Raw genomic sequence first — 20,942 nt, 5'->3', positions numbered from 1 at the left:
GTGACACGGTGGCGTGCTCGCCGGTTTGAACCGCTCTGGAGCGCCGCCGGGCCAATGTACTACAAACGATGTGCACGCAAGCTCTATCGGGGGCGCGTGCTAAAATCCCCGATTCGATTTCACCCATGGACTTAAGCCGCCGAGGTTCCCCGAACCGGGACGCACCCAGCGCGCTCTAAGCCGATACCGCGACGCAGACACTGATCCGATGACCACCGGTTTCCTCCAAAAGTTTTTTGGCAGTCGCAACCAGCGCCTAGTCAAGCAGTACCAAAAGACCGTTGCGGCGATCAATGCTTTCGAGCCGACGATCGAGCAGTACACGGACAAGCAACTGCGCGCGAAGACCGACGAGTTCCGTCAGCGCGTGGCGAGCGGCGAGTCGCTCGACCGGTTGCTGCCCGAAGCGTTCGCGGTGTGCCGTGAGGCCAGCAAACGCGTGCTGAAGATGCGTCACTTCGACGTCCAACTGATCGGCGGCATGGTGCTGCATTACGGCAAGATCGCGGAAATGCGCACGGGCGAGGGCAAGACGCTCGTCGCCACGCTGGCCGCGTATCTGAACGCGTTGTCCGGACGCGGCGTGCACGTGGTCACGGTGAACGACTATCTTGCGCAACGCGATGCCGAGTGGATGGGCAAGCTCTACAACTTCCTTGGGTTGTCGTGGGGCATCAACCTGTCGCAGATGGAACACGCGCAGAAGCAGGAAGCGTATGCCGCGGACATCACGTACGGCACGAACAACGAGTTCGGCTTCGACTACCTGCGCGACAACATGGTCTACGAGACTCACGCGCGCGTGCAGCGTCCGCTGAATTTCGCGGTAGTCGACGAAGTGGACTCGATTCTTATCGACGAAGCGCGTACGCCGCTCATTATTTCCGGCCAGGCCGAAGATCACACCGAACTCTACGTGCGCATGAACGCGCTGCCGCCGCTGCTCGAGCAGCAGATCGGCGAGGAGAAGGCGGACGGCACGGGCGTCGAGAAAGTGGGCGACTACACGCTCGACGAAAAGGCGCGTCAGGTTTTCCTCACTGAGCAAGGTCACGAAAAGGCCGAGCGCCTGCTGGCCGAGTGGGGTCTGATCGGTGAAGGCGAGAGCCTTTACGCGGCGCAAAACATCACGCTGATGCACCACGTGTATGCCGCGTTGCGTGCGCACACGCTGTTTTTCCGCGACCAGCATTACGTGGTTCAGGACAATGAAGTCGTGATCGTCGACGAATTCACCGGTCGCATGATGACCGGCCGGCGCTGGTCTGACGGCCTGCATCAGGCCGTCGAAGCGAAGGAACACGTCAAGATCCAGAACGAGAACCAGACGCTTGCGTCCATCACGTTCCAGAATTTTTTCCGCATGTACTCGAAGCTGTCCGGCATGACCGGTACGGCGGACACTGAAGCGTACGAATTCAACGAGATCTACGGCCTGGAAACAGTCGTGATCCCGCCGAACCGTCCGCCGAAGCGGACCGACAAGCAGGATCAGATCTACAAGACGGCGAAGGAACGCTACGACGCCGTGACGCGCGATATCCGCGAATGCGTCGAGCGTGGCCAGCCGGTGCTGGTGGGCACTACGTCCATCGAGGCGTCGGAGTTGCTATCCGGCCTGCTCACGCAAGCCGGTCTCAAGCACGAAGTGTTGAACGCGAAGCAGCACGCGCGCGAAGCGGCGATTGTCGCGGAAGCCGGTCGGCCGGCCGCTGTCACCATTGCGACCAACATGGCCGGTCGCGGTACGGACATCGTGCTGGGCGGCAATGTCGAGAAGCAGTCGTCGTTTATCGACGCGGACGAATCGCTCTCCGAAGAAGAAAAACAACGCCGCATCAAGCATCTGGAAGACGAATGGCAAGCGCTGCACGACCGCGTGAAGGCGTCGGGCGGACTGCATATCATTGGTACGGAACGGCATGAATCGCGTCGTATCGATAACCAGTTGCGCGGTCGTGCCGGACGTCAGGGCGATCCGGGTTCGTCGCGGTTTTATCTGTCGCTCGACGACCCGCTTTTGCGTATCTTCGCCGGCGATCGCGTGCGTTCGATCATGGACCGCCTGAAGATGCCGGAAGGCGAGGCGATCGAGGCGGGGATTGTCACGCGTTCGATCGAATCGGCGCAGCGCAAGGTGGAAGCGCGCAACTTCGACATTCGCAAGCAATTGCTCGAATACGACGACGTATCGAACGATCAGCGCAAGGTGATCTACCAGCAGCGCAATGAACTGCTCGAAGCGACCGACGTGGCCGAGACGATCACCGCCATGCGCCAGAGCGTCATCGCTGAAGTCACGCACACGTACGTGCCGGCCGGAAGCATTGAAGAGCAATGGAGTGCGCCGGAACTGGAAGAAGTGCTGCGCAACGAATGGTCACTCGATCTCGCCGTTCAGGAGATGATCAACGAGTCGAATTCCATCGACGCTGACGAGATTCTGGAAGCCGTAGTTGCCGCCGCCGATGAAAGCTACGAGGCGAAGGTCGCGCTGGTCGGACGTGAATCGTTTAGCGCATTCGAGCGTTCGATCATGCTGCAGACGCTCGACAGCCGCTGGCGCGAGCATCTTGCAGCACTGGATCACCTGCGTCAGGGCATCCATCTGCGCGGTTACGCGCAGAAAAATCCGAAGCAGGAGTACAAGCGCGAGGCATTCGAACTGTTCGCCGCCATGCTCGATTCGGTGAAGCAGGAAGTCACGCGGGTCGTAATGAACGTGCAGATCCAGTCGCCGGAACAGCTTGAAGAAGCCGCCGAACAGTACGAAGAGAAGGGCAGCCATCTGGAAAACGTATCGTTCCAGCACGCTGACTTCGAAGAGGGCGGCGCGGCTGCGGCGGCCGTCGCAGCAAGCGCTACCACGCAGATGATCAATCAGGCGATGGCGTACGGCGACGACACTACGGTCGCCACGCGCGTGGCGACGGACGACGTGCCGAAGGTCGGACGCAACGACCCGTGCCCGTGCGGCAGCGGCAAGAAGTACAAAAACTGTCACGGCAAGCTCGCATAATCGACGGTTGAGAGCGGTAGCGAGTAACAGATAGCATTGGAGACAGGCGACGCAGCAATGCGTCGTTTGTCTTTGGCAGGCTGGTTTTGGTATCCCCGGACGTCCGCCTTTCAAACAAGTCAGGCTCCGTTTCTTTCATCTCCGTGTCGTTGCGCTTTCTGTGCACCGGCACTCGCCACTTTTAGCGAGTCGCGAACATGGCCGTCAATTTTCCCTCGATCGATCCCGCCCACCTGTTTCCCGTCGCCGGCGTCACGCTAGGCTGGGCCGAGGCGAACATTCGAAAACCGAATCGCAAGGATGTGCTCGTCATACAGATCGCAGAAGGCGCGACGGTCGGCGGTGTGTTCACGCAAAACCGTTTCTGCGCCGCGCCCGTGACGGTGTGTCGCGAGCATCTGGACGCAGTGCGTGCGGGCGCCAAGGGCATTCGTGCGCTGGTGGTGAACACGGGCAACGCGAATGCGGGAACCGGCGAGACGGGCATGGCGCACACGCGCGAAACATGTGAGGCGCTGGCCGTGCTGCTGGACCTGAAAGCCACGCAGATCCTGCCGTTTTCCACGGGCGTGATTCTCGAGCCGCTGCCTGTTGATCGTTTGAAAGCCGGATTGCCCGCCGCGCTGGCGAATCAAAAGCCTGCTCACTGGTACGACGCCGCGCAAACCATCATGACCACCGATACGTTGCCGAAGGCCGCGTCACGTCAGGTTCAGATCGATGGCCATACGGTCACGCTGTCGGGTATCAGCAAGGGTGCCGGCATGATCCGGCCGAACATGGCGACCATGCTGGGCTTTCTCGCCTGCGATGCCGCTGTCACGCAACCGGTGCTCGATACGCTGATCAAGCACGTTGCCGATCGCTCGTTCAACTGCATCACCATTGACGGCGATACCTCGACGAACGATTCGTTTATCGTGATCGCTTCGGGCAAGTCGTCGCTGCCGTTGATTGCTTCGACGGACTCTCCGGCCTATCTCGCGTTGCGCGACGTCGTGACATCGGTGGCACAGGAGCTGGCACAACTGATCGTGCGCGACGGCGAGGGCGCGACCAAGTTCATGACGGTGACGGTGGAAGGCGGCACGAGTGAAGCCGAATGCCGCCTGATCGCGTATGCGATCGGTCATTCGCCGCTCGTCAAGACTGCCTTCTACGCATCCGATCCGAACCTGGGCCGGATTCTCGCGGCTATCGGTTATGCGGGCGTGGCGGATCTCGACGTGAACAAGATCGATCTGTACCTCGACGATGTCCTGGTCGCGAAGAACGGTGGCCGCAATCCTGAGTATCGCGAGGAAGACGGGCAGCGCGTGATGAAGAAAAGCGAGATCGCGATCCGCGTGCTGCTGGGCCGTGGTCAGGCCAACGCCACCATCTGGACGTGCGATCTCTCGCACGATTACGTCAGCATCAACGCCGATTACCGGTCTTGAACCACCACCATTTCCCATGGACAAACTCGAACAATTTCTGACCCGCGCCGAAGCTGTCCTGGCGCGCGTAGAAGGGATGTTGCCGCCGGCGCCGCCGGAAATCGACTGGAACAGCGCCGTGGCATTTCGCTGGCGCAAGCGTCAGGGGCGCGGTTTCCTGCAACCTGTACCGAACCTGTCGCCGTTGTCGCTCGACGATCTTTGCAATATCGAGCGCCAGAAGGGGCTGATCGAGCAGAACACGCGGCAGTTCGTGCGCAAGTCGCCGGCGAACAACGTGTTGCTGACGGGGGCGCGCGGTACCGGCAAGTCGTCGCTGATCAAGGCATGCCTGAACGCGTACCACACGGAAGGGCTGCGTCTGATCGAAGTCGATAAAGACGATCTGCACGATCTCGGCGATATCGTCGACCTGATTTCCGCGCGGCCGGAACGGTTCATCGTTTTCTGCGACGACCTCTCGTTCGAAGAGGGTGAGTCGGGCTACAAGGCGCTGAAAGTGGCGCTCGATGGCTCGATCTCCGCTCAATCAGACAACGTGCTGATCTACGCGACGTCGAACCGACGCCATCTGTTGCCCGAATACATGAGCGACAACGAGACCTACAAACACACGTCCGACGGCGAAATTCATCCCGGCGAAGTGGTTGAAGAAAAGATTTCGCTGTCCGAGCGATTCGGCCTGTGGGTGAGCTTTTACCCGTTCAAGCAAGACGATTACCTGACGATCGTCGGGCACTGGTTGAAGCATTTCGGCTGCGAGGCAGAAGAGATTGCCGGTGCTCGCGGCGACGCCCTCGTGTGGGCGTTGGAGCGCGGCTCGCGCTCGGGACGGGTAGCGTGGCAATTCGCCCGCGACTGGTCGGGCCGCAAGGCATGACGGCTACTACTTCTACTACGAGCGTTTCAAACACGGCGCCCGATGGGCGTCAAGTGACGGACGTCGCAGTCGGCGTGCTCGTGCAACCGGACGGCCGTTATCTGCTGGCTCAGCGCCCGGAAGGCAAACCGTATGAAGGTTACTGGGAGTTTCCCGGTGGCAAGCTGGAAGCGGGGGAAAGCGTTGAAGTGGCGCTCACACGGGAATTGCATGAGGAATTGGGTATAGAGGTGACCGCCTGCGAGCGCTGGCGGACACTCGAACACGATTATCCCCATGCTTACGTGCGGCTTTACTTCTGCAAGGTGACCGCGTGGAGCGGCGAGCCGGTCGGCCGAGAAGGCCAGGCGCTGGCCTGGCAGCATCTTCCCGCCGACGTCACGCCGTTGTTGCCCGCGGCCATTCCTGTACTGGAGTGGCTCGCGGCTGAAGCGGTTTAGACGCTTCGTTTCATAACGGGACCGCGGCCTAGTTCAGGCCGCTATGCGAGTCTTCATCGGGCGGCGTGTCTTGCTGACTGCCGCCGATCTTATACTTCTCGGTCGCCCAAGCACCGAGATCGATCTGCTTGCAACGGTCTGAACAAAAGGGACGAAAGCGGCTTTCGGGAACCCACCGGACGTCCTTCTCGCAAGTCGGGCATTTAACGATAGTGGTCATTCTGCAGAGCGGATTCAAAGAGGTTGAGTTCAGTAAATGGGGTTTTCAAGCCCAACTTAAAGACTGCATAGCGTCAGGTGGAACGGGATGTCGGCGTCTACTGCACGTGGCCTCAGATCGCCATCCTGTACCGTAAAGCGCACCCACAGCATGTATTTGTTCGCACTTGCCTCGGGAATCAGGCGCGTGTCGGACGGCACCCGCACCTGCATCAATTGATAAGTTCGACCCGAAAGCATCTGCTGATAGCTGCCTTGCATTGCCATGACTTTGGACGCCTGCCCCGATTCGCGTGCTAGACGCAGCACGATAGTGGCGGCGTCTCGCAACGGCAGCATGGGCGTGACCCATTTCGCGATGTCCCCGCGACGTTCCTCGGCCGGATTTTGTTGCCATGCGAAGTACGACGGAAGATCGAAGCGGCACGTTCCGCCTGGGATAATCGTACGGCTGCGAATGCTCGCGAGCCATTCATTATCGGCCAGATGCTGGCCTGTCTTGCCCTGCATCTGCCCGAGGCCGGCCAATGTCTGCTCGATTTCACCAAGCACCGACTCCAGCGCATCCTGCTCAATACCGGGATTGCCGCGGAACGGCGCGAGCGTCTGGCGTTGACGCTCCAACTCCTTCATCAGGTCCGCTTTCAGGTCCGTGCGGCCCGCGACCTCAGCGATTTCGAACAACGTGGTCAGTGCGGCGTGATGTTCGCGCGGGTCTTCTTGAGTCAGAAAGAAGGTGAAGCGCTCGAAAAGGTCTTCGAGACGCAGCAGCGTTCTGATTCGCTCGTTGAAGGGGTACTCGTAAAGGATCAAGCGCGCTCGCCTCGGCGTTGGTCGAAAGGTTCGATGGCAGAAAGTGAGGACATTCTAATGCCGCATCAAACCCACGGCAAATCCGCACGTTTAATCACAATTGGCGCGCATTTTCAGCGGTGTTCGTGAGGAGTTCGAACGCGTTGCATGCACTTGCTAGGTACGCGGTTTGCTCTTCGGTTTGCTCCGGGGGTCGCTCGCTTCCGAGGCCATCACCAGATAGCGCGCGTGCAGGGCGTCCACCTCGCGCCGCAGCGTTTCCAGCGTGGCGGTGGAGTCATTGACGACGACATCGTCAGCGGCCGCCAGACGCGCTTCACGGGTGGCCTGTCGCGCAATGATGGCGAGCACCTGATCGCGCGTGAAGCCATTGCGCCGGATCACACGCTCGATTTGCGTATCCACCGGGCAGTCGACCACGAGAATCCGCTCTACCTTGCTCGCTCGTTCCCCCGCTTCAATCAGCAACGGCACCACGACGATGTGATAAGCCCCTTGCGCCGCATTGCGCTGACGCTCGCTTTCGGCGCGGATCAGCGGATGCGTGATCGACTCGAGTTGAGCTTTGGCGGCGTTATCGGAGAAAACGCGGGTGCGCATTTTTACGCGATCCAGCGAACCGTCGGCGCAGACGTATTCCGGGCCGAACGTGCTTTCGATCAGCGGCATCGCGATGCCGCCCGGCGCGGTGATCTGGTGCGCGATCAGGTCCGTATCGATAACCGGAAGACCGCGCGCGGCGAACATGTCCGCCACCGTGGTCTTGCCGCTGCCGATCCCGCCGGTCAAGCCGATGCTGAACATCGTTCAACTCCCTTTTCGTTTCGTTTTATCCGCCGAACATTGCGTAAAGCGGCGTACCGAAAAATAACGTAATCACGCCGCCTGCCGCGAGAAACGGCCCGAACGGCAGCGGTTCTTCAAATCGCATCTTGCCAATACCCGTTGCCGCCAGTCCGAAGATCGCGCCGGCCACCGCCGACACCAGCACCACCTGCGGCAGCGCTTGCCAGCCTAGCCACGCGCCAAGGGCGCCGAGCAGCTTGAAGTCGCCGTAACCCATGCCTTCCACGCCGCGCACCAGCCTGAACAGCCAATACACGCACCAGAGAAACAGATAACCCGCGATCGCACCAATAACCGCTTCGCGCAGCGGGACGAATGCCGTGTCGCCAAGATTGATAATCAAGCCGGCCCACAGCAGCGGTAAGGTCAGCGTGTCGGGCAGATAGCGGGTGTCGAAGTCGATCAGGCTCGTGGTCAGCAGCGTCGCGCATAAACCGAACGCGGCGAGCGCGATCAGCGTAGGTCCGAACGCAAACAGCGATAGCGCGGCTAACAGCGCGGTGGCCAGCTCGGTCAGCGGGTAACGTGCGCTCACGCGTGCGTTGCATTTCGCGCAACGGCCGCGCAGCAGCATGTAACTCACGACCGGAATATTTTCCCATGCCCGCAACACGTGGCCGCAATGCGGGCACGCGCTTCGGGGTACGGCAAGGTTATAGCGGGCGGGCGGCGCGTCCTTATGCCCGTCGTCCTCATTGTCGATAGTGTTCTCCGCTTTCCACGCGCGCTCCAGCATGATCGGCAAGCGGTGCACGACGACGGTCAGGAAGCTGCCGATTACCAGCCCGAAGACGATCGCGAAACCATACTGCGCCGCGAGCGGCAAAGCGCCGAATGCGGAACCGTAAGCGTCGAGATAGCGGCCTGAAAACTCCGCCTGATACAAAGGCTGCATGGCTGTCCTGGGTTGAATTCGGCTGCGATCCTACACCACCTACACCACATTCCCGAGTTGAACGATCGGAAGATACATGGCGACGACGAGACCGCCCACCAATGCACCGAGTACGACGATCACCACCGGCTCGCACAGCCTCGCGAATGCGCTGGTCTGTTCGTCCACCTGACGGTCGCCCAGTGTAGCGAGATCGAGCAGCATCGCGTCGAGCGAACCGGATTCCTCGGCTACGGCGATAGGCTGCACCACATCCGGCGGAAAGCAGCCGACCGCACGCATGGCGGCGGCGAGCCTCTCGCCATGCCGAAGGCGCCCGGCTATCTCGACGGTGGCGGTATCAAAGATACGATTGCCTGTGGCGCTCGCCAAGGAATCGAATGCATCAGATAACGGTGTGCCCGCCGCCAGTAACGTGCCGAGCGCGCGGCTCCAGCGTGCAACCGCCAACGCGCGCAGGAGGGATCCGGCAAGCGGCAGCTTCAGCATGGCGCGGTCAAACGCTCTTCTGACGGCGGGGACTCGTCGTAGAAGCCGCTTGAACGCGATGCCGGACACCACGCAAAAGAGCGCGAACGGTCCGCACCAGCGCGCGACGCCATCCGATAAAGCGAGCACGAACAAAGTCGGTGCCGGCAATTTCGCGCCGAAACCATCGAAGATGGTCTTGAAGGTCGGCACCACGCCAATCAGCAATCCTGCGGTAATGGCAAGCGACAACAACAGTACCGCGACCGGATAGGTCAGCGCGGCACGCAGCTTCGCCCGTTGGGCGCCTGCGCGTTCGCGGTCTTCGGCCAGTCGCGCGAGCACGACCGGCAACGCGCCGGCTACTTCGCCAACGGCGACCAGCTGACAATACAGCGCGTTGAAAAAGGCGGGATGACGCGCGAGCGCTTCTGAGAATGCGATGCCCTGCGTGATATCCCGTGCAACCGATCCCACGATGCGTGGCAGGTCACCGCGCGAAGGAGTATCGGCGATGAGATCCAGCGACGGCGCAAGCGGCAGGCCGGCGCGCAGCAAGCCGGCGAGTTGCCGCGTGAACAGCGTGACGTCGGCAGCCCGCGCTTTGGGGGGCGGCGCCGAACCGAGCGCGGTGAGTTCGAGCACCGTGCCACCGGCGCGTTTCAGCGGTGCGCGCGCACCGCTTGAATCCGCGGCGATCGTCTTGCCGCGTTTGTCCGCGCCGTTTGCGTCAATACCTCGCCAGCCAAAGCGCGTATCAAAGGAGATTGGGCTCATGTTCACGTAAGCTCCGTGGCGTCGGCGGCTTCCGCCACGCTTGTCATGCCTTCGCGTACGCGTGCGAAGGCAGCGTCGCGCAGGCTGGGCATGCCCTCGCTTTGCGCTTGCCGCGTGACGGCGTGCGTGGCGATGCGCGCGACGATCAGTTCGCGCAACGTGTCGGAGACGGGCATCAGTTGATGCACGCCCACTCGGCCGCGATAACCAATGCCATGGCACGCGGCACAGCCACGGGGCTCGAACGGTTTGAAGCCCGGCTCGAACTCCAGGTCTGCAGGCAAGCGACAAGCGTCGCAGAGCCGCCGCACCAGCCGTTGCGCTGTAACAAGTCTTAGCGCCGACGCCAGGTTGTACGGCGCAATGCCAATGTCGATCAATCGTGCGATGGCCGCGGGTGCGTCGTTGGTGTGCAGCGTGGAGAGCACGAGATGGCCTGTTTGTGCCGCCTTTACGGCAACGTCGGCAGTTTCGGCGACACGGATTTCGCCGACCATGATCACGTCCGGGTCTTGTCGCATGAACGCGCGCAGCGCGACCGCGAAAGTGAGTCCCGCTTTGTCGCGGACACTGACCTGATTGATCCCGGCAAGCTGGATTTCGGCGGGATCTTCGACGGAACAGACGTTGCGTGACTCCGCGTTGAGCATCTGCAAAAAGCAATACAGCGACAGGGTTTTGCCGCTACCGGTGGGGCCGGTGACCAGCACGAGTCCGTGCGGCGCGTGGATCGCGGCTTCCACGGTCTTCTGCTGGTCGGGGGCAAGTCCCAGCGCCGCCAGCGACAGATCCGCCGGCAGTGACTCCAGGCGGCGCAACACCAGTTTTTCACCGAACAGGACCGGCAGCGAATTCACGCGATAGTCCTCCGGATTTCCGTTCGCCAGCGGCAAGCGCAAACGTCCGTCCTGCGGCACGCGCCGCTCGGCAATGTCCATGCGCTCCAGCACTTTGATCCGCGTGATGAAAGCGTCACGCAAATGCGGTGGCGGCTTGAGAAAGACGTGCAACGCACCGTCAATACGCAAGCGGATGCGCCACTCGTGCTCGCCCGGTTCGACGTGGATATCGGATGCGCCGCGTGCAGCTGCTTCGCGCAGGGTATCGGTGAGCAACGCAACAGCAGGTGCGTTGTCGGCGTCAGGGATTGTATCGGCCGGGCGAGCGGATAGCTGCGGCGGCGGCCGAGAAAACGTAACCGGGAGAGAAGACGGCATGGGCATGGCTCGGTGAACGGGATGCCCCGATCTTGTCCTTCCACGCGCCTCGTTCCAACTCAGCCGAACGGCTAACGCTTGGGAACGCTGGAAAGCTGGCCGAACGGCTAACGCGGCCCCACAGGTGATTCGCGGAGGCGGAAATGGCGCAAGCTGGTGCAACCAGAAGCCCAATGCGAAACCCGAGCTGCCCCATGAACCGAACTTCGTTGCTACCCTTGCTTTCTCAGCACCACGCCTTGCGGCCGGAATATTTTCACGGTGCGTATCGCCTGGTCGTCGCTGCGCATGACTTCGAAGTGCACGCCGGCAATACGCACGCTCACGTCACCGTCCGGAATCTCTTCCAGGGTTTCGAGGATCAGGCCGTTGAGTGTCTTTGGGCCGTCGGTGGGAAGCGTCAGCTTCAGCCACCGGTTCAGCTCGCGCAACGGCATGCTGCCGGCCACAATGCATTCGCCTTCCTCGTTCCAGCCGCTACGCGAACCGGCCCCGCGTGGAATGGTCGTGGTGAACTCGCCAATCAATTCTTCAATGATGTCTTCCGGCGTCACCAGTCCCTGCAGCTCGCCATATTCGTTCACCACAATCGCAATTCGATGCCTGCTTTCCTGAAAGAATTGCAGTTGCTGAAACACGGGCGTGCCTGCCGGGACGAAGTACGGTTCGGCCAACAGTTCGCGCAAGGTCTCGCGCTCAAATTCCTGGTTATGCAGTGCAGAGAGCGTCTTTCTCACATGCAGAACACCCAGCACGCGATCGATGTCGCCCTGATATACCACCAGCTTGTTGTGATAGCAGGTCTCGAGCTGATGCAGGATGGTGTCAAAGGGGGCATCGAAATCCAGGGCTTCAATCCGGCGGCGCGGAATCATCACGTCGTCGACGGTGATGTTCTCCAGGTCGAACAGGTTCAGCAGGATGCTGCGGTGCTTGGTCGGCATGAAATTGCCCGATTCCAGCACGATAGTGCGCAGTTCTTCGGTGGAAAGCCGCTGGTCCCGACCGCCTTTTGTATTGATGTGCAGCACCCTAAGCACGCCGTTCGCGAACAGGTTGACGAACCAGACGAGCGGCCTCGCCACACGCATCAAAGGCGACAAAACCAGGCTGGCCGGGAGCGCAACCTTCTCCGGATAAGTCGCGCCTACAATCTTCGGCGCAATTTCCGCAAACACAATGATGAGGAACGCAACAACCCCGGTCGTCACCGACAACACCAGATTGTTATGGCCAAAAGTGCGCAGCGCGATGGACGTTGTCAGTACCGGAATGATCGTGTTGATCAGATTGTTGCCAATCAGGATCACGCTCAGCAGTTGATCGGTCTTGGCAAGGAGGCCCTGCGTGACGCGAGCGCGCAGCGAACCCTGGTTGGCAAGGTGTTTCAGGCGATGGCGATTGAGCGCCATCATCGACGTTTCGGAAATCGAGAAGAATGCGGAGAGAAAGAGCAGCAGGAAAATGGCGCAGATTTGCGCCCATAAGGGAATGTGGTCCACGCGCGATCTGGAAAGGGAGGATGGGAAAGACTATAGCAGAGCAGAAAGCGATTGCTTCTCTTGCTCGACAAGCCTTCCGGACGATGGTTCGACCGGCCCCGTCCTCCCTTGGCGGCTACTGGCTACAGGTGAAACTTGTAGCTGAATTGACGTCACCGCCGGCGTATTTCGGCCAGGTCGGGTAACGGCACAGGGGCCGCGTGCGCCCGGCAGTCGCAGCGGTCGAGTCCGTTACCGTGAGCGTTTCCGGCGTGGTGCCGTTTTCCACCCATTGTTCCAACGCCCCAAGGGAATCGACTTGCGGCAGGAACGGTCCGGTACCGTGGCCCACGCCTGGCATCAGGTAGAAGCGCACGAAACTGTCGACGGAAGTCTGGCCGAACTTCTGCACCAGCGCGTTGTAGTAGTCCACGGACGAATCCGTGCTGACGATTTCATCGGCGAGACCGTGGGTGATGATCGCTTTGCCACCCTTCGCGATGAACGCCGAGAGGTCGGGGTTGGTGGCATCGCTTTCGGCGGAGACTTGCTGGACTTGCGCCTGGTACGTACCTGGATTCAGCGGATCGAAGGTGAGGGAATTGAACGTAGGAATACGCGTGATGAAGTATTTCACCCACTGGTCGCCCGTGACCCACTGGTTCGCATCGTTCTTGCCGGCGGGGTTGGCCGGTATTGGTGACGTGCCAAAGTTACGCGTGGTGTACTGACCCGCGAACACGGAACCGGCAAGGATGTTGTACCCGGCGTACTGCGTGACGCCGTTCGCGAGCGGATAGGGCAGCTGCAATGGCGCAGCGATGGTGTTCACGGTCGCAATCTGGGCGTCGGAGAGACAGGTGTCTCCCGCGTCCTTGCCCGCCGGGCAGCGCAGCGCGGCGAGCACGGCAGGCGCTTGCAGCTTGCAGGCCGCGACGTTCGAGATGATGCCGTCCGCTACACCGTCGAGCGTGTCGCACGCTTTCGTCACGGCGTTCTCGAGCAGCACGGTCTTGTTCACGTCGAGCCAGCCCGCGCCGCCATTCAGATAAAGCGCGCGGCCAAGCACGACGTTTGAGAGCCGCAGTCCCGTGTAGTTAAGCGCGGGCCGGTTGACAACAATGCCGTCATAGTCGGCTGGCCATCGCTGGATCACCGTGAGGCCGTCGCGGCCGCCGGTCGAACTGCCGAAGAAATAGGTTTTCGTGGGTGCAGCGCCGTAACGCGCCTTTAGCAACAGCATGGCGACGTCGTGGGTTTTTTTCAGCGTGAGGCCGCCGTAGTTGGCGAGCGCTTCGTCGTTCGCGGCGAACGAGCCGTCGGTGATGCTTTTGCTCTGGTGACCGGAGTCGTCGCCGAAGGTCACGTAGCCGCGAGCGAGCGGTGTTGACGAACCGGCCGGCGCCATGTCGAGTGCGGCAAGACCGGTGATGAGCGTGCCGTCGAAACCGCCGCCGCCGTATTGCAGCGCCTTTTTGTTCCATGCAGTTGGTAAGTTCACTTCGAAATTGATGTTCGGCGCGGTCGTATCGACGGGTGCAATGGTGCCGTTCACCTGGCAATACTCGCCGGACGTACTCGACGCCGCGACCAGGGTCGCGCTCGCCACCGTTGCGCCGTTGCTGGGCGTGCCTATCGACGCCGCCGCAATCTTGATGCCGCCGAGCACAGAGCATGCCGCGGCGGACGAGACAGGCGGCGTGGGCGGTGGGCTGTCGTTATTCGACGATGAACCGCCGCAACCGGCCAGCGCAGCGACGACAAGGGATGTGCCGCAAGCGGCGAGGGTGTTTCTCATCATGCTGTCTCCGTATGTTTATTAACTGCTGCTTGCATCGGACAAACGAGCCAAACTAGCCAAACGAGCTAACCAACCGCTTGCCGATAAACCGATAAAGAAACGAACGGCGCACCGTCCAGGCGACAGTCATCCCGTCGCCGAGGCAACGTTCTTGAATGTCGCGGTGTATTGCGCGGTATCTAGTCCGTCGCGCCGGCCGTCGATGAATCGACCACGTTCGCGATCCGTTGTGTGTCGAACAACGCCCGCACGCCTTCGTGCGAACCGAGCATCGCTGCGCCGTTGTGGCCTACGCCGGCCACTTCCCAGCAGCGATGTCCAAGCCCTGGGTGGCGGGCTTTGAGGTACGAAAAATAAGAACGCCCACGCGCGAGCCGATGGGGGCCTTGCGCTGCTGCCGCACACGAACGGTCGAGCGCGTCATGGTGTGGATCGCAATCCTGCTGACCTAGCAGATAGATAACGTCGCTCGCGGCGTACCGTGTTTCGAACGCATCGAATGATGCGGCCTTCGCGTAGCGCGGCGCGCGCAGCACGCCGTACTTCCAGTCATCCACGCCGGGACACGCAGTGGTATTGGCGGGACGCAGAACGCCGTCCGCGTAAGGCCGCATCGAGTCGAAGTACACATACGACGATGGATTCGCAATCACGTACCGGCACCGCACGCCAGGCACGTGACAGCCAGCACCCGCAATCGCGTACCGGTGCGCGACCTGTGCGCCGCCCGAATGTCCGGCGATCACCACGTCGCGCAGAGCCGGATAACGCGCAAGATCCGCGAATTGCGCGATGAATGCATCGAGGACATCGAAGGAACTGAGCGGCGCTGGACCGAGCGCGTCATCGCCGCCCATCCATGACGTCCATTCCCAGTGCAGCGTGTCGGCGGACAAACCGTGCGCGGCCATGTCCGCGGTGGCCAGGAACTGCGGTACGAGCAGCAATGTATGGGCGGGATCGGTCGATGCCGCCGCCAGCGCATGTTGCGCCGAGAGCAGATAGGCATCGGCATCGCGCAACCTGCCGTGCAGCAGGATCACGATTCGCGAAACGTTCGCCGCATCGCGTTCTTCAATCGACCGATAAAACGGCACGGTACCCGCGCCGCGCGACGTCACCACGCGCAGCCGTTCGTTGCCGACTGCGCTAACCGGGCGCTCGTTGCGAGGTTTAGGGGGGCAAGGGTGCACGTCAGTCATTTCAATCCAGCGCAAGGGCATCGGGATCGCGGCGCAGACGTTGCCCGGAACGTGTCAGCCCGACCAGCGCGAGCGACACGAAGCCCGCGAAGATCAGGTAATACGCCGGCACGATATTCGATCCGGTCACAGTGATCAGCGTGGAGACGGTCAGCGGCGCGAGGCCCCCGAACATAGTCACCGCGATGTTGTACGAGAGCGCAACGCCGGTAGAGCGCGTGGCAGTGGGGAACAACTGCGTGAGCATGCCGGGATGCGGTCCCGACATCAGGCTCAGCACCACGGTCGCGACCATTTGCGCGGCGAAGACGCGGCCCGGCGTGGGGGACGCGAGCACCCACGCAAACAGCGGATACGCGATCACCACCCACACGATAGTCACCGGAAAGAACAGCCGGTAAGCGCCGATCCGGTCCGCGAGTTTTCCCGCGAGCGGATAGCCCACTATGGAGACCAGCCCCGACACCGCCGTGCCGAACAACGCGTTCTTGAGCGGCAAATGCAACTGACGCTCGACATACAGCGGCATGAACGTATGCCACAGATAATTCGTTGCCGTGCCGACGATGATCACGCCCATCGCGCACAACGACGCGTCGCCGCGTTGCCGGAAAAAACCGCGGATGCTCTGCCGCGGCGCGTGGCCGAGACGTTCGCGCAACTCCACGAACTCGGGCGATTCCGCGACTTTGTGGCGGATGTAGAACCCCACCGGTCCGACCAGCGCGCCGACCAGGAACGGCACGCGCCAGCCCCAGGATTCGAGCGATGCCCGGTCCAGATTCGACGTCAGGAAATAGCCAAACGCCGACGACAGCACCAGCGCCACCGCCTGCGATGTCATCTGGAAGCTGCCGAAGTACATTTTTTTGCCACGCGGCGCATATTCCGTGAGCATCGCGGCAGCCGTGGCGAACTCGCCGCCGACAGATAAACCCTGCATGACGCGTGCAAGCAGTACCAGCAAGGGCGCAGCGATCCCGATGCTCGAATAGCCGGGAGTCAGACCCATCAACAAGGTGCTGGCGGCCATCATCAAAATGAGCATGGAGAGCGTCTTGCGGCGCCCGACGCGGTCGGCATACGCGCCTATCACGATCCCGCCGAGCGGCCGCACGATAAATCCGACGGCAAACGTGCCGAGTGTCAGCGTTGTGGAAAGCGCGGCGTTGCCGACCGGAAAAAACACGTGCGCGATGATTTTCGCGAAGTAGCCGTAGATCAGGAAATCGAACCATTCCAGCCCGTTGCCGATCACCGACGCCAGCACGGCGCGGCGAATCTGCGACTTGCTGAGCGACGCCAATGAAGCTGGCGGATGGTCGGCCGCATTCGGTGGGAAAGTGGTTTCCATATGTCTCCGGATCCGTGCATTTATGTGTATTTGAATCGAAGAGTACGAAACGCAGTGGCAAATGTAAAATACATATCGGATGGCATTGCCATATCTGTCACGTATGTGAGGCATCTCAATGGAACTGCGTCACCTGCGGTACTTCCTTACCGTTGCCGAAGAGCGCCAGTTCACGCGGGCGGCGGCGCGGCTGCATATTCAGCAGCCGCCGTTGTCGCAGCAAATTCAGGAGCTCGAGCGCGAATTGGGATTTGCGCTTTTTACGCGTTTGCCGCGCGGGGTGGAACTGACATCGGCAGGGGCTGCTTTTGTCGTCGATGCCCGCGCCGTGCTCGACGCGCTCGATCAAGGCGTGGTCAATGCGCGGCGAGTGGCGAACGGCCAACTCGGCTCCGTGCGGATCGCGCTGACGAGTTCGGCAGCATTCCACCCGCTTGCCACCGCCGCGATCCGCCGTTTTCGCGCGACGCATCCAGATATTGCCATTGACCTGAACGAGATCAATGCGGCTGACATCATTGAACGGATGATGAATGGACGCGTCGATGCAGGCATCTTGCGCAAGCCGATCGAGATGCCCGCGGAGTTGCGCTTCGACCTGCTGCACGAGGAGCGCATGGTGCTCGTGTTGCCGGTCGGGCATGCGCTGCTGCCGGCAAACGGCGTGCGGCCCGGCAAACAGCCGCGTGTGCCGCTGAAGGCGCTTGCCGGCGAGTCGTTTATCTTCGTGCGGCGGCCGGGCGCACCGGGCATGTACGCTGACTTTATCCGCGCGTGTGAGGCGGCCGGATTCAAGCCGGAAGTGGTGAGCGAAGTGCCGCGCATGCTGAGCGCCATCAACCTGGTGGCGGCGGGCGGCGGCATCACGCTCGTGCCGGCATCCATGCAGCGATACCAGCAGGAAACCGTGGTGTATTGCGCTGTTGGCGGCGACGAAGCGTTCTCCGCGCCGCTCCACCTCGTCACGCGCCGCGACGCCGCGAACCCTGCCGCGTTGCGATTCGCTCAAGCGGTGCTGGCATTTGCGTCGCCGAAGAGCGCTGAAGCCATCGAACCCTTTCAACATCTCACCTGACAATTCATCTACAAACGTAAGTTCGCGTTTTCCCGCAGAATCGATGGAATAAACCGGTGCCACGGTGCGTTTGGATCGTGTCGACTGCAAAGATTCGCGCTTGGATAGACCAACCCGGCGCGACAGGTTGCAGAAAGAACTATCCAGCCGATCCCCCATTTACGCACGGAGTTTCAATGTCCACGCAAGCTGCCAACGTGGTGTCAGAACCGCCCCAGACCGTGATGCCGCTGCGCTACACGCGCACCGCGATGGTCCTGCACTGGCTCATCGCGTTGTTGATTATCTGCAACGTCGTGCTGGGACTGACGGCGGAATCGTTCCCCGATTCATGGGTACGGCGGATCGTCGATACCCATAAGTCCATCGGCATCACGGTTCTCGGGCTGGTGCTGCTGCGTATCTTGTGGCGCGTTTCGCATCGGCCGCCGCCATTGCCGAAGGCGTTTCCGAAGTGGGAACACATGGCCGCCCACATCGCGCACTTTTTGTTGTATCTGCTGATGATCGGCCTACCCCTGTCCGGCTGGCTGCACGACTCGGCGTGGAAAGACGCCGCGACGCATCCAATGCATCTGTTCGGCCTGATTCCGTGGCCACGTGTGGGTTTCGTGATGCATCTCGATCCGGTCCTGAAGGAGTCGTTGCACGATCGCTTCGGCGCATTGCATACGTGGCTGGGTTACGCGCTGTACGCCCTCTTGGCGATGCACGTGGGCGGCGCGCTCAAGCATCAGTGGATCGACAAGAAGTCGGTAATCACGCGGATGGTGCCGTAATGGATGTGAAACTTCACGCCGTTCCCATGCGAACGAAAAAGACCCCGGCCCAACCGGATCCGCTTGTGAAGCGATCGCTGGAAGAGGCGCTCGCGCAGGCTTCGCCGCGCTTGGCGCCTCGCCCGGTGACCCTCGCGAGCGTGCTGATTCACGGCGGCGTGGTCCTGCTGTGGCTCGTGCTGTTCGCCCGCGCGTTCTTCCTGCACGGCGTGGTGGCATGGTCGACGGGCATTGCCTACGTGGTCTACGACACCTTGCTGCTGATGTTCGTCGCGGCGAAATCGTGGACGCTCGTCAGGCCGCGCAAGCCGCTTGATCGCAAGCAGCGCGAACGTGGTTTGCCGAAGCTCGGCGTGATCGTGGCGTCGCATAACGAGGCAGCCGTGCTGCCCAACACGCTCGCGAAATTGCTCGGGCAAACGCACGGCGCGGCGCAAATCGTGATTGCCGACGATGGTTCTTCCGACGCCACCGCCGAGCTTCTTACGCAACGTTTTGGTCTCGTCGCGCCGGCGGAGGGCGAGCTGAGCGCGGCGTCGACGCTGCACCCGGCGCTGTTCTGGCTACGCGTGGCGCATGGCGGCAAGGCACGCGCACTGAACGCGGCAATCGAAAAGATCAGTACGCCGATCGTCATGACCGTCGATGCCGATACGCGTCTCGCTGACGACGCCGTTCTGGCCATGCGCAGTGCGTTTGCATCGCGACCGAATCTGGTTGCAGCGGCGGGTATCCTGGTTCCGGTGTGCAGTAAAACGATGAGCGGGCGCTTTTTCCAGTGGTTCCAGACGTATGAATACATCCGCAATTTCATCGCGCGTTTTGCGTGGATGCGCGCCGATAGCCTGCTGCTGATCTCGGGCGCGTTCGCCTCGTTTCGCCGCGATGCGCTGCTGGCCGTCGGCGGGTTTGATCCGCAATGCCTGGTGGAAGATTACGAGCTGATTCACCGGCTGCGTCGTCATGCCGTCGATCACGGTCTGGACTGGGACGTGCGGGTGGTGGGCAACGCGCACGCCATCACGGACGCGCCGAGTTCGTTCAGCGGTTTCATGCGCCAGCGGCGGCGCTGGTTCGCGGGCTTTTTGCAGACGCAGTACTGGAATCGCGACATGACCGGCAACCGGCGTTACGGCACGCTCGGTTTGCTGATGCTGCCCGTGAAGGCCTTTGATACCGTGCAGCCCATCTACGGCTTGACGGCGTTTGCGCTGCTGCTGGGGTTTATCGTGGATCGGCGCGGCGCGATTGTGCTGCCTATTTTCAGCGTGATCGGCGGGAAGATTCTTATCGATTTCGCCTTCCACCTATGGACCGTGCATCTGTACCGGCGCTGGACGGGAGACACCGCCGGGTCGAGCCTGTGGATGGCGGTCGTGACGGCGATTGTCGAGCCGTTCACGTTCCAGTTGCTGCGCCATACGGGCGCGGCGCTCGGTTGGGTCGACTTCCTTGGCGGTTCACGTGCGTGGCGCGTGCAGACGAGGGCGGGACTCGCGGCGACGGATGAAGTCTGAAGGCCTGCGCCGCGATGCATTGCTGTACCGCGTGTACTGCTTGATCACGCATCGCGGTTATCAACGCGCGTACCGCACCACCATACTCGACGACGCCAGCACGTGACCCTTCATCGCCGCGATCAAAGCGTTGCGATCGAGCGCGGCGGGCAGGGCGTTGGCGGCGAGATCCAGCGCGTAGGCTTGCACGACATAGTGATGCGGTGCGTCGCCATGCGGCGGGCAGGGCCCGTAATAACCGTCCTTCCCCGTCCGGTTGATTCCGCCCACACTGCCTGCCGGCGGCGGCCCGCCTTCCCCGAGCGCGGTCGTCGCAGCAGGAATTCCGTAGAGAATCCAATGCACGATGCCCAGGCCGCGAGCGCCGTCGGGATCGAAGATGGTGACCGCAAAGCTTTGGGTCTCTGACGGCGCATTGCTCCACGCCAGCGGCAACGAGACGTTCTTGCCACCACAATCCTGCGCGCTGGCGGCATGCCGGGAATCGAGGGTGGCGTTATCGGCGAGGCCGGGCGAGGTTAGCGTGAAGCGCCCATCGGCGATGGCGGCGACGCTCAGCAAACACCCCGCGCCTATCGCGGCAACGCGCAAAAGCCGCTTCGCGCGGCACATGCTGCTTCGATCATTCTTCATTGTTCTTCTGGCCTCGGGTCTCAATAACTTCGCTCTAGTTACCGCGTGCGCCCGATATATTCCCGTCCCTTCAAGCGCCGCGATCCG

The 20,942-nt window shown here is 61.6% G+C and carries 18 protein-coding genes; 7 read left to right on the top strand and 11 right to left on the bottom strand.

The annotated features are described in order from the left end of the window. Window positions 1-208: 208 nt before the first annotated feature. From secA to BSU04_RS21250, 4 genes are all read left to right on the top strand, one after another. The gene (gene secA / locus BSU04_RS21265; RefSeq protein ID WP_089162461.1) at window positions 209-3,019 is read left to right on the top strand and encodes a preprotein translocase subunit SecA; all 2,811 of its coding nucleotides are present in this window, start codon (window positions 209-211) and stop codon (window positions 3,017-3,019) included. A gap of 197 nt (window positions 3,020-3,216) precedes the next feature. Beyond that, window positions 3,217-4,458, top strand: a complete 1,242-nt coding sequence (argJ, locus tag BSU04_RS21260) for a bifunctional glutamate N-acetyltransferase/amino-acid acetyltransferase ArgJ (protein ID WP_089162460.1) — start codon at window positions 3,217-3,219, stop codon at window positions 4,456-4,458. A gap of 16 nt (window positions 4,459-4,474) precedes the next feature. Then, a complete protein-coding gene (locus BSU04_RS21255) occupies window positions 4,475-5,338 on the top strand; it encodes an ATP-binding protein (protein ID WP_089162459.1) in 864 nt (287 codons plus the stop codon). After that, window positions 5,335-5,778 (top strand): NUDIX domain-containing protein, encoded by a 444-nt coding sequence (locus BSU04_RS21250; RefSeq protein ID WP_089162458.1) that lies wholly within the window; start codon window positions 5,335-5,337, stop codon window positions 5,776-5,778. Before BSU04_RS21255 ends, BSU04_RS21250 begins: the two co-directional genes overlap by 4 nt. A gap of 28 nt (window positions 5,779-5,806) precedes the next feature. Here BSU04_RS21250 and yacG read toward each other — a convergent pair whose 3' ends face one another. The 10 genes from yacG to BSU04_RS21200 form a co-directional block, all read right to left on the bottom strand. Then, window positions 5,807-5,998: a DNA gyrase inhibitor YacG gene (gene yacG, locus BSU04_RS21245; RefSeq protein WP_089162457.1), complete on the bottom strand. Its 192-nt coding sequence runs from the start codon at window positions 5,996-5,998 to the stop codon at window positions 5,807-5,809. A gap of 56 nt (window positions 5,999-6,054) precedes the next feature. After that, a complete protein-coding gene (zapD, locus tag BSU04_RS21240) occupies window positions 6,055-6,810 on the bottom strand; it encodes a cell division protein ZapD (RefSeq protein ID WP_031360708.1) in 756 nt (251 codons plus the stop codon). A gap of 156 nt (window positions 6,811-6,966) precedes the next feature. Then, the gene (gene coaE, locus BSU04_RS21235; protein ID WP_089162456.1) at window positions 6,967-7,614 is read right to left on the bottom strand and encodes a dephospho-CoA kinase; all 648 of its coding nucleotides are present in this window, start codon (window positions 7,612-7,614) and stop codon (window positions 6,967-6,969) included. A 25-nt stretch (window positions 7,615-7,639) separates the two neighbouring features. Then, window positions 7,640-8,551, bottom strand: a complete 912-nt coding sequence (locus BSU04_RS21230; protein WP_089162455.1) for a prepilin peptidase — start codon at window positions 8,549-8,551, stop codon at window positions 7,640-7,642. Between the two features lie 39 nt (window positions 8,552-8,590). Beyond that, the gene (locus tag BSU04_RS21225; RefSeq protein WP_089162454.1) at window positions 8,591-9,796 is read right to left on the bottom strand and encodes a type II secretion system F family protein; all 1,206 of its coding nucleotides are present in this window, start codon (window positions 9,794-9,796) and stop codon (window positions 8,591-8,593) included. A 2-nt stretch (window positions 9,797-9,798) separates the two neighbouring features. Beyond that, window positions 9,799-11,019, bottom strand: coding sequence for a GspE/PulE family protein (locus tag BSU04_RS21220; protein ID WP_179258383.1), 1,221 nt, complete (start codon window positions 11,017-11,019; stop codon window positions 9,799-9,801). 206 nt (window positions 11,020-11,225) lie between these two features. Beyond that, window positions 11,226-12,515, bottom strand: a complete 1,290-nt coding sequence (locus tag BSU04_RS21215; protein ID WP_089162452.1) for an HlyC/CorC family transporter — start codon at window positions 12,513-12,515, stop codon at window positions 11,226-11,228. Between the two features lie 115 nt (window positions 12,516-12,630). After that, window positions 12,631-14,295: a tannase/feruloyl esterase family alpha/beta hydrolase gene (locus tag BSU04_RS21210; protein ID WP_089162451.1), complete on the bottom strand. Its 1,665-nt coding sequence runs from the start codon at window positions 14,293-14,295 to the stop codon at window positions 12,631-12,633. Window positions 14,296-14,474: 179 nt separating this feature from the next. After that, complete coding sequence (locus tag BSU04_RS21205; protein ID WP_089162450.1) at window positions 14,475-15,497, bottom strand: hypothetical protein; 1,023 nt, start codon at window positions 15,495-15,497, stop codon at window positions 14,475-14,477. Between the two features lies 1 nt (window position 15,498). After that, the gene (locus tag BSU04_RS21200; protein WP_089162449.1) at window positions 15,499-16,851 is read right to left on the bottom strand and encodes an MFS transporter; all 1,353 of its coding nucleotides are present in this window, start codon (window positions 16,849-16,851) and stop codon (window positions 15,499-15,501) included. 118 nt (window positions 16,852-16,969) lie between these two features. Between BSU04_RS21200 and BSU04_RS21195 the strand changes: the two genes are divergently transcribed. From BSU04_RS21195 to BSU04_RS21185, 3 genes are all read left to right on the top strand, one after another. Then, complete coding sequence (locus BSU04_RS21195; RefSeq protein ID WP_089162448.1) at window positions 16,970-17,926, top strand: LysR family transcriptional regulator; 957 nt, start codon at window positions 16,970-16,972, stop codon at window positions 17,924-17,926. Window positions 17,927-18,102: 176 nt separating this feature from the next. Then, complete coding sequence (locus tag BSU04_RS21190; RefSeq protein ID WP_089162447.1) at window positions 18,103-18,705, top strand: cytochrome b; 603 nt, start codon at window positions 18,103-18,105, stop codon at window positions 18,703-18,705. 65 nt (window positions 18,706-18,770) lie between these two features. Next, entirely contained in the window at window positions 18,771-20,222 is a 1,452-nt protein-coding gene (locus tag BSU04_RS21185) for a glycosyltransferase family 2 protein (RefSeq protein ID WP_089162497.1), read from the top strand. Window positions 20,223-20,282: 60 nt separating this feature from the next. On the opposite strand, the gene BSU04_RS21180 is transcribed toward BSU04_RS21185, so the two are convergent. Further along, window positions 20,283-20,855, bottom strand: a complete 573-nt coding sequence (locus BSU04_RS21180; protein WP_256983142.1) for a YbhB/YbcL family Raf kinase inhibitor-like protein — start codon at window positions 20,853-20,855, stop codon at window positions 20,283-20,285. Window positions 20,856-20,942 lie beyond the last annotated feature (87 nt).

It is taken from the genome of Caballeronia sordidicola (assembly GCF_002220365.1).
GTDB classification, from domain to species: domain Bacteria; phylum Pseudomonadota; class Gammaproteobacteria; order Burkholderiales; family Burkholderiaceae; genus Caballeronia; species Caballeronia sordidicola_C.
Note: the sequence above shows the minus strand (reverse complement) of the source record. Positions and strands in the feature narration are given on the sequence as shown.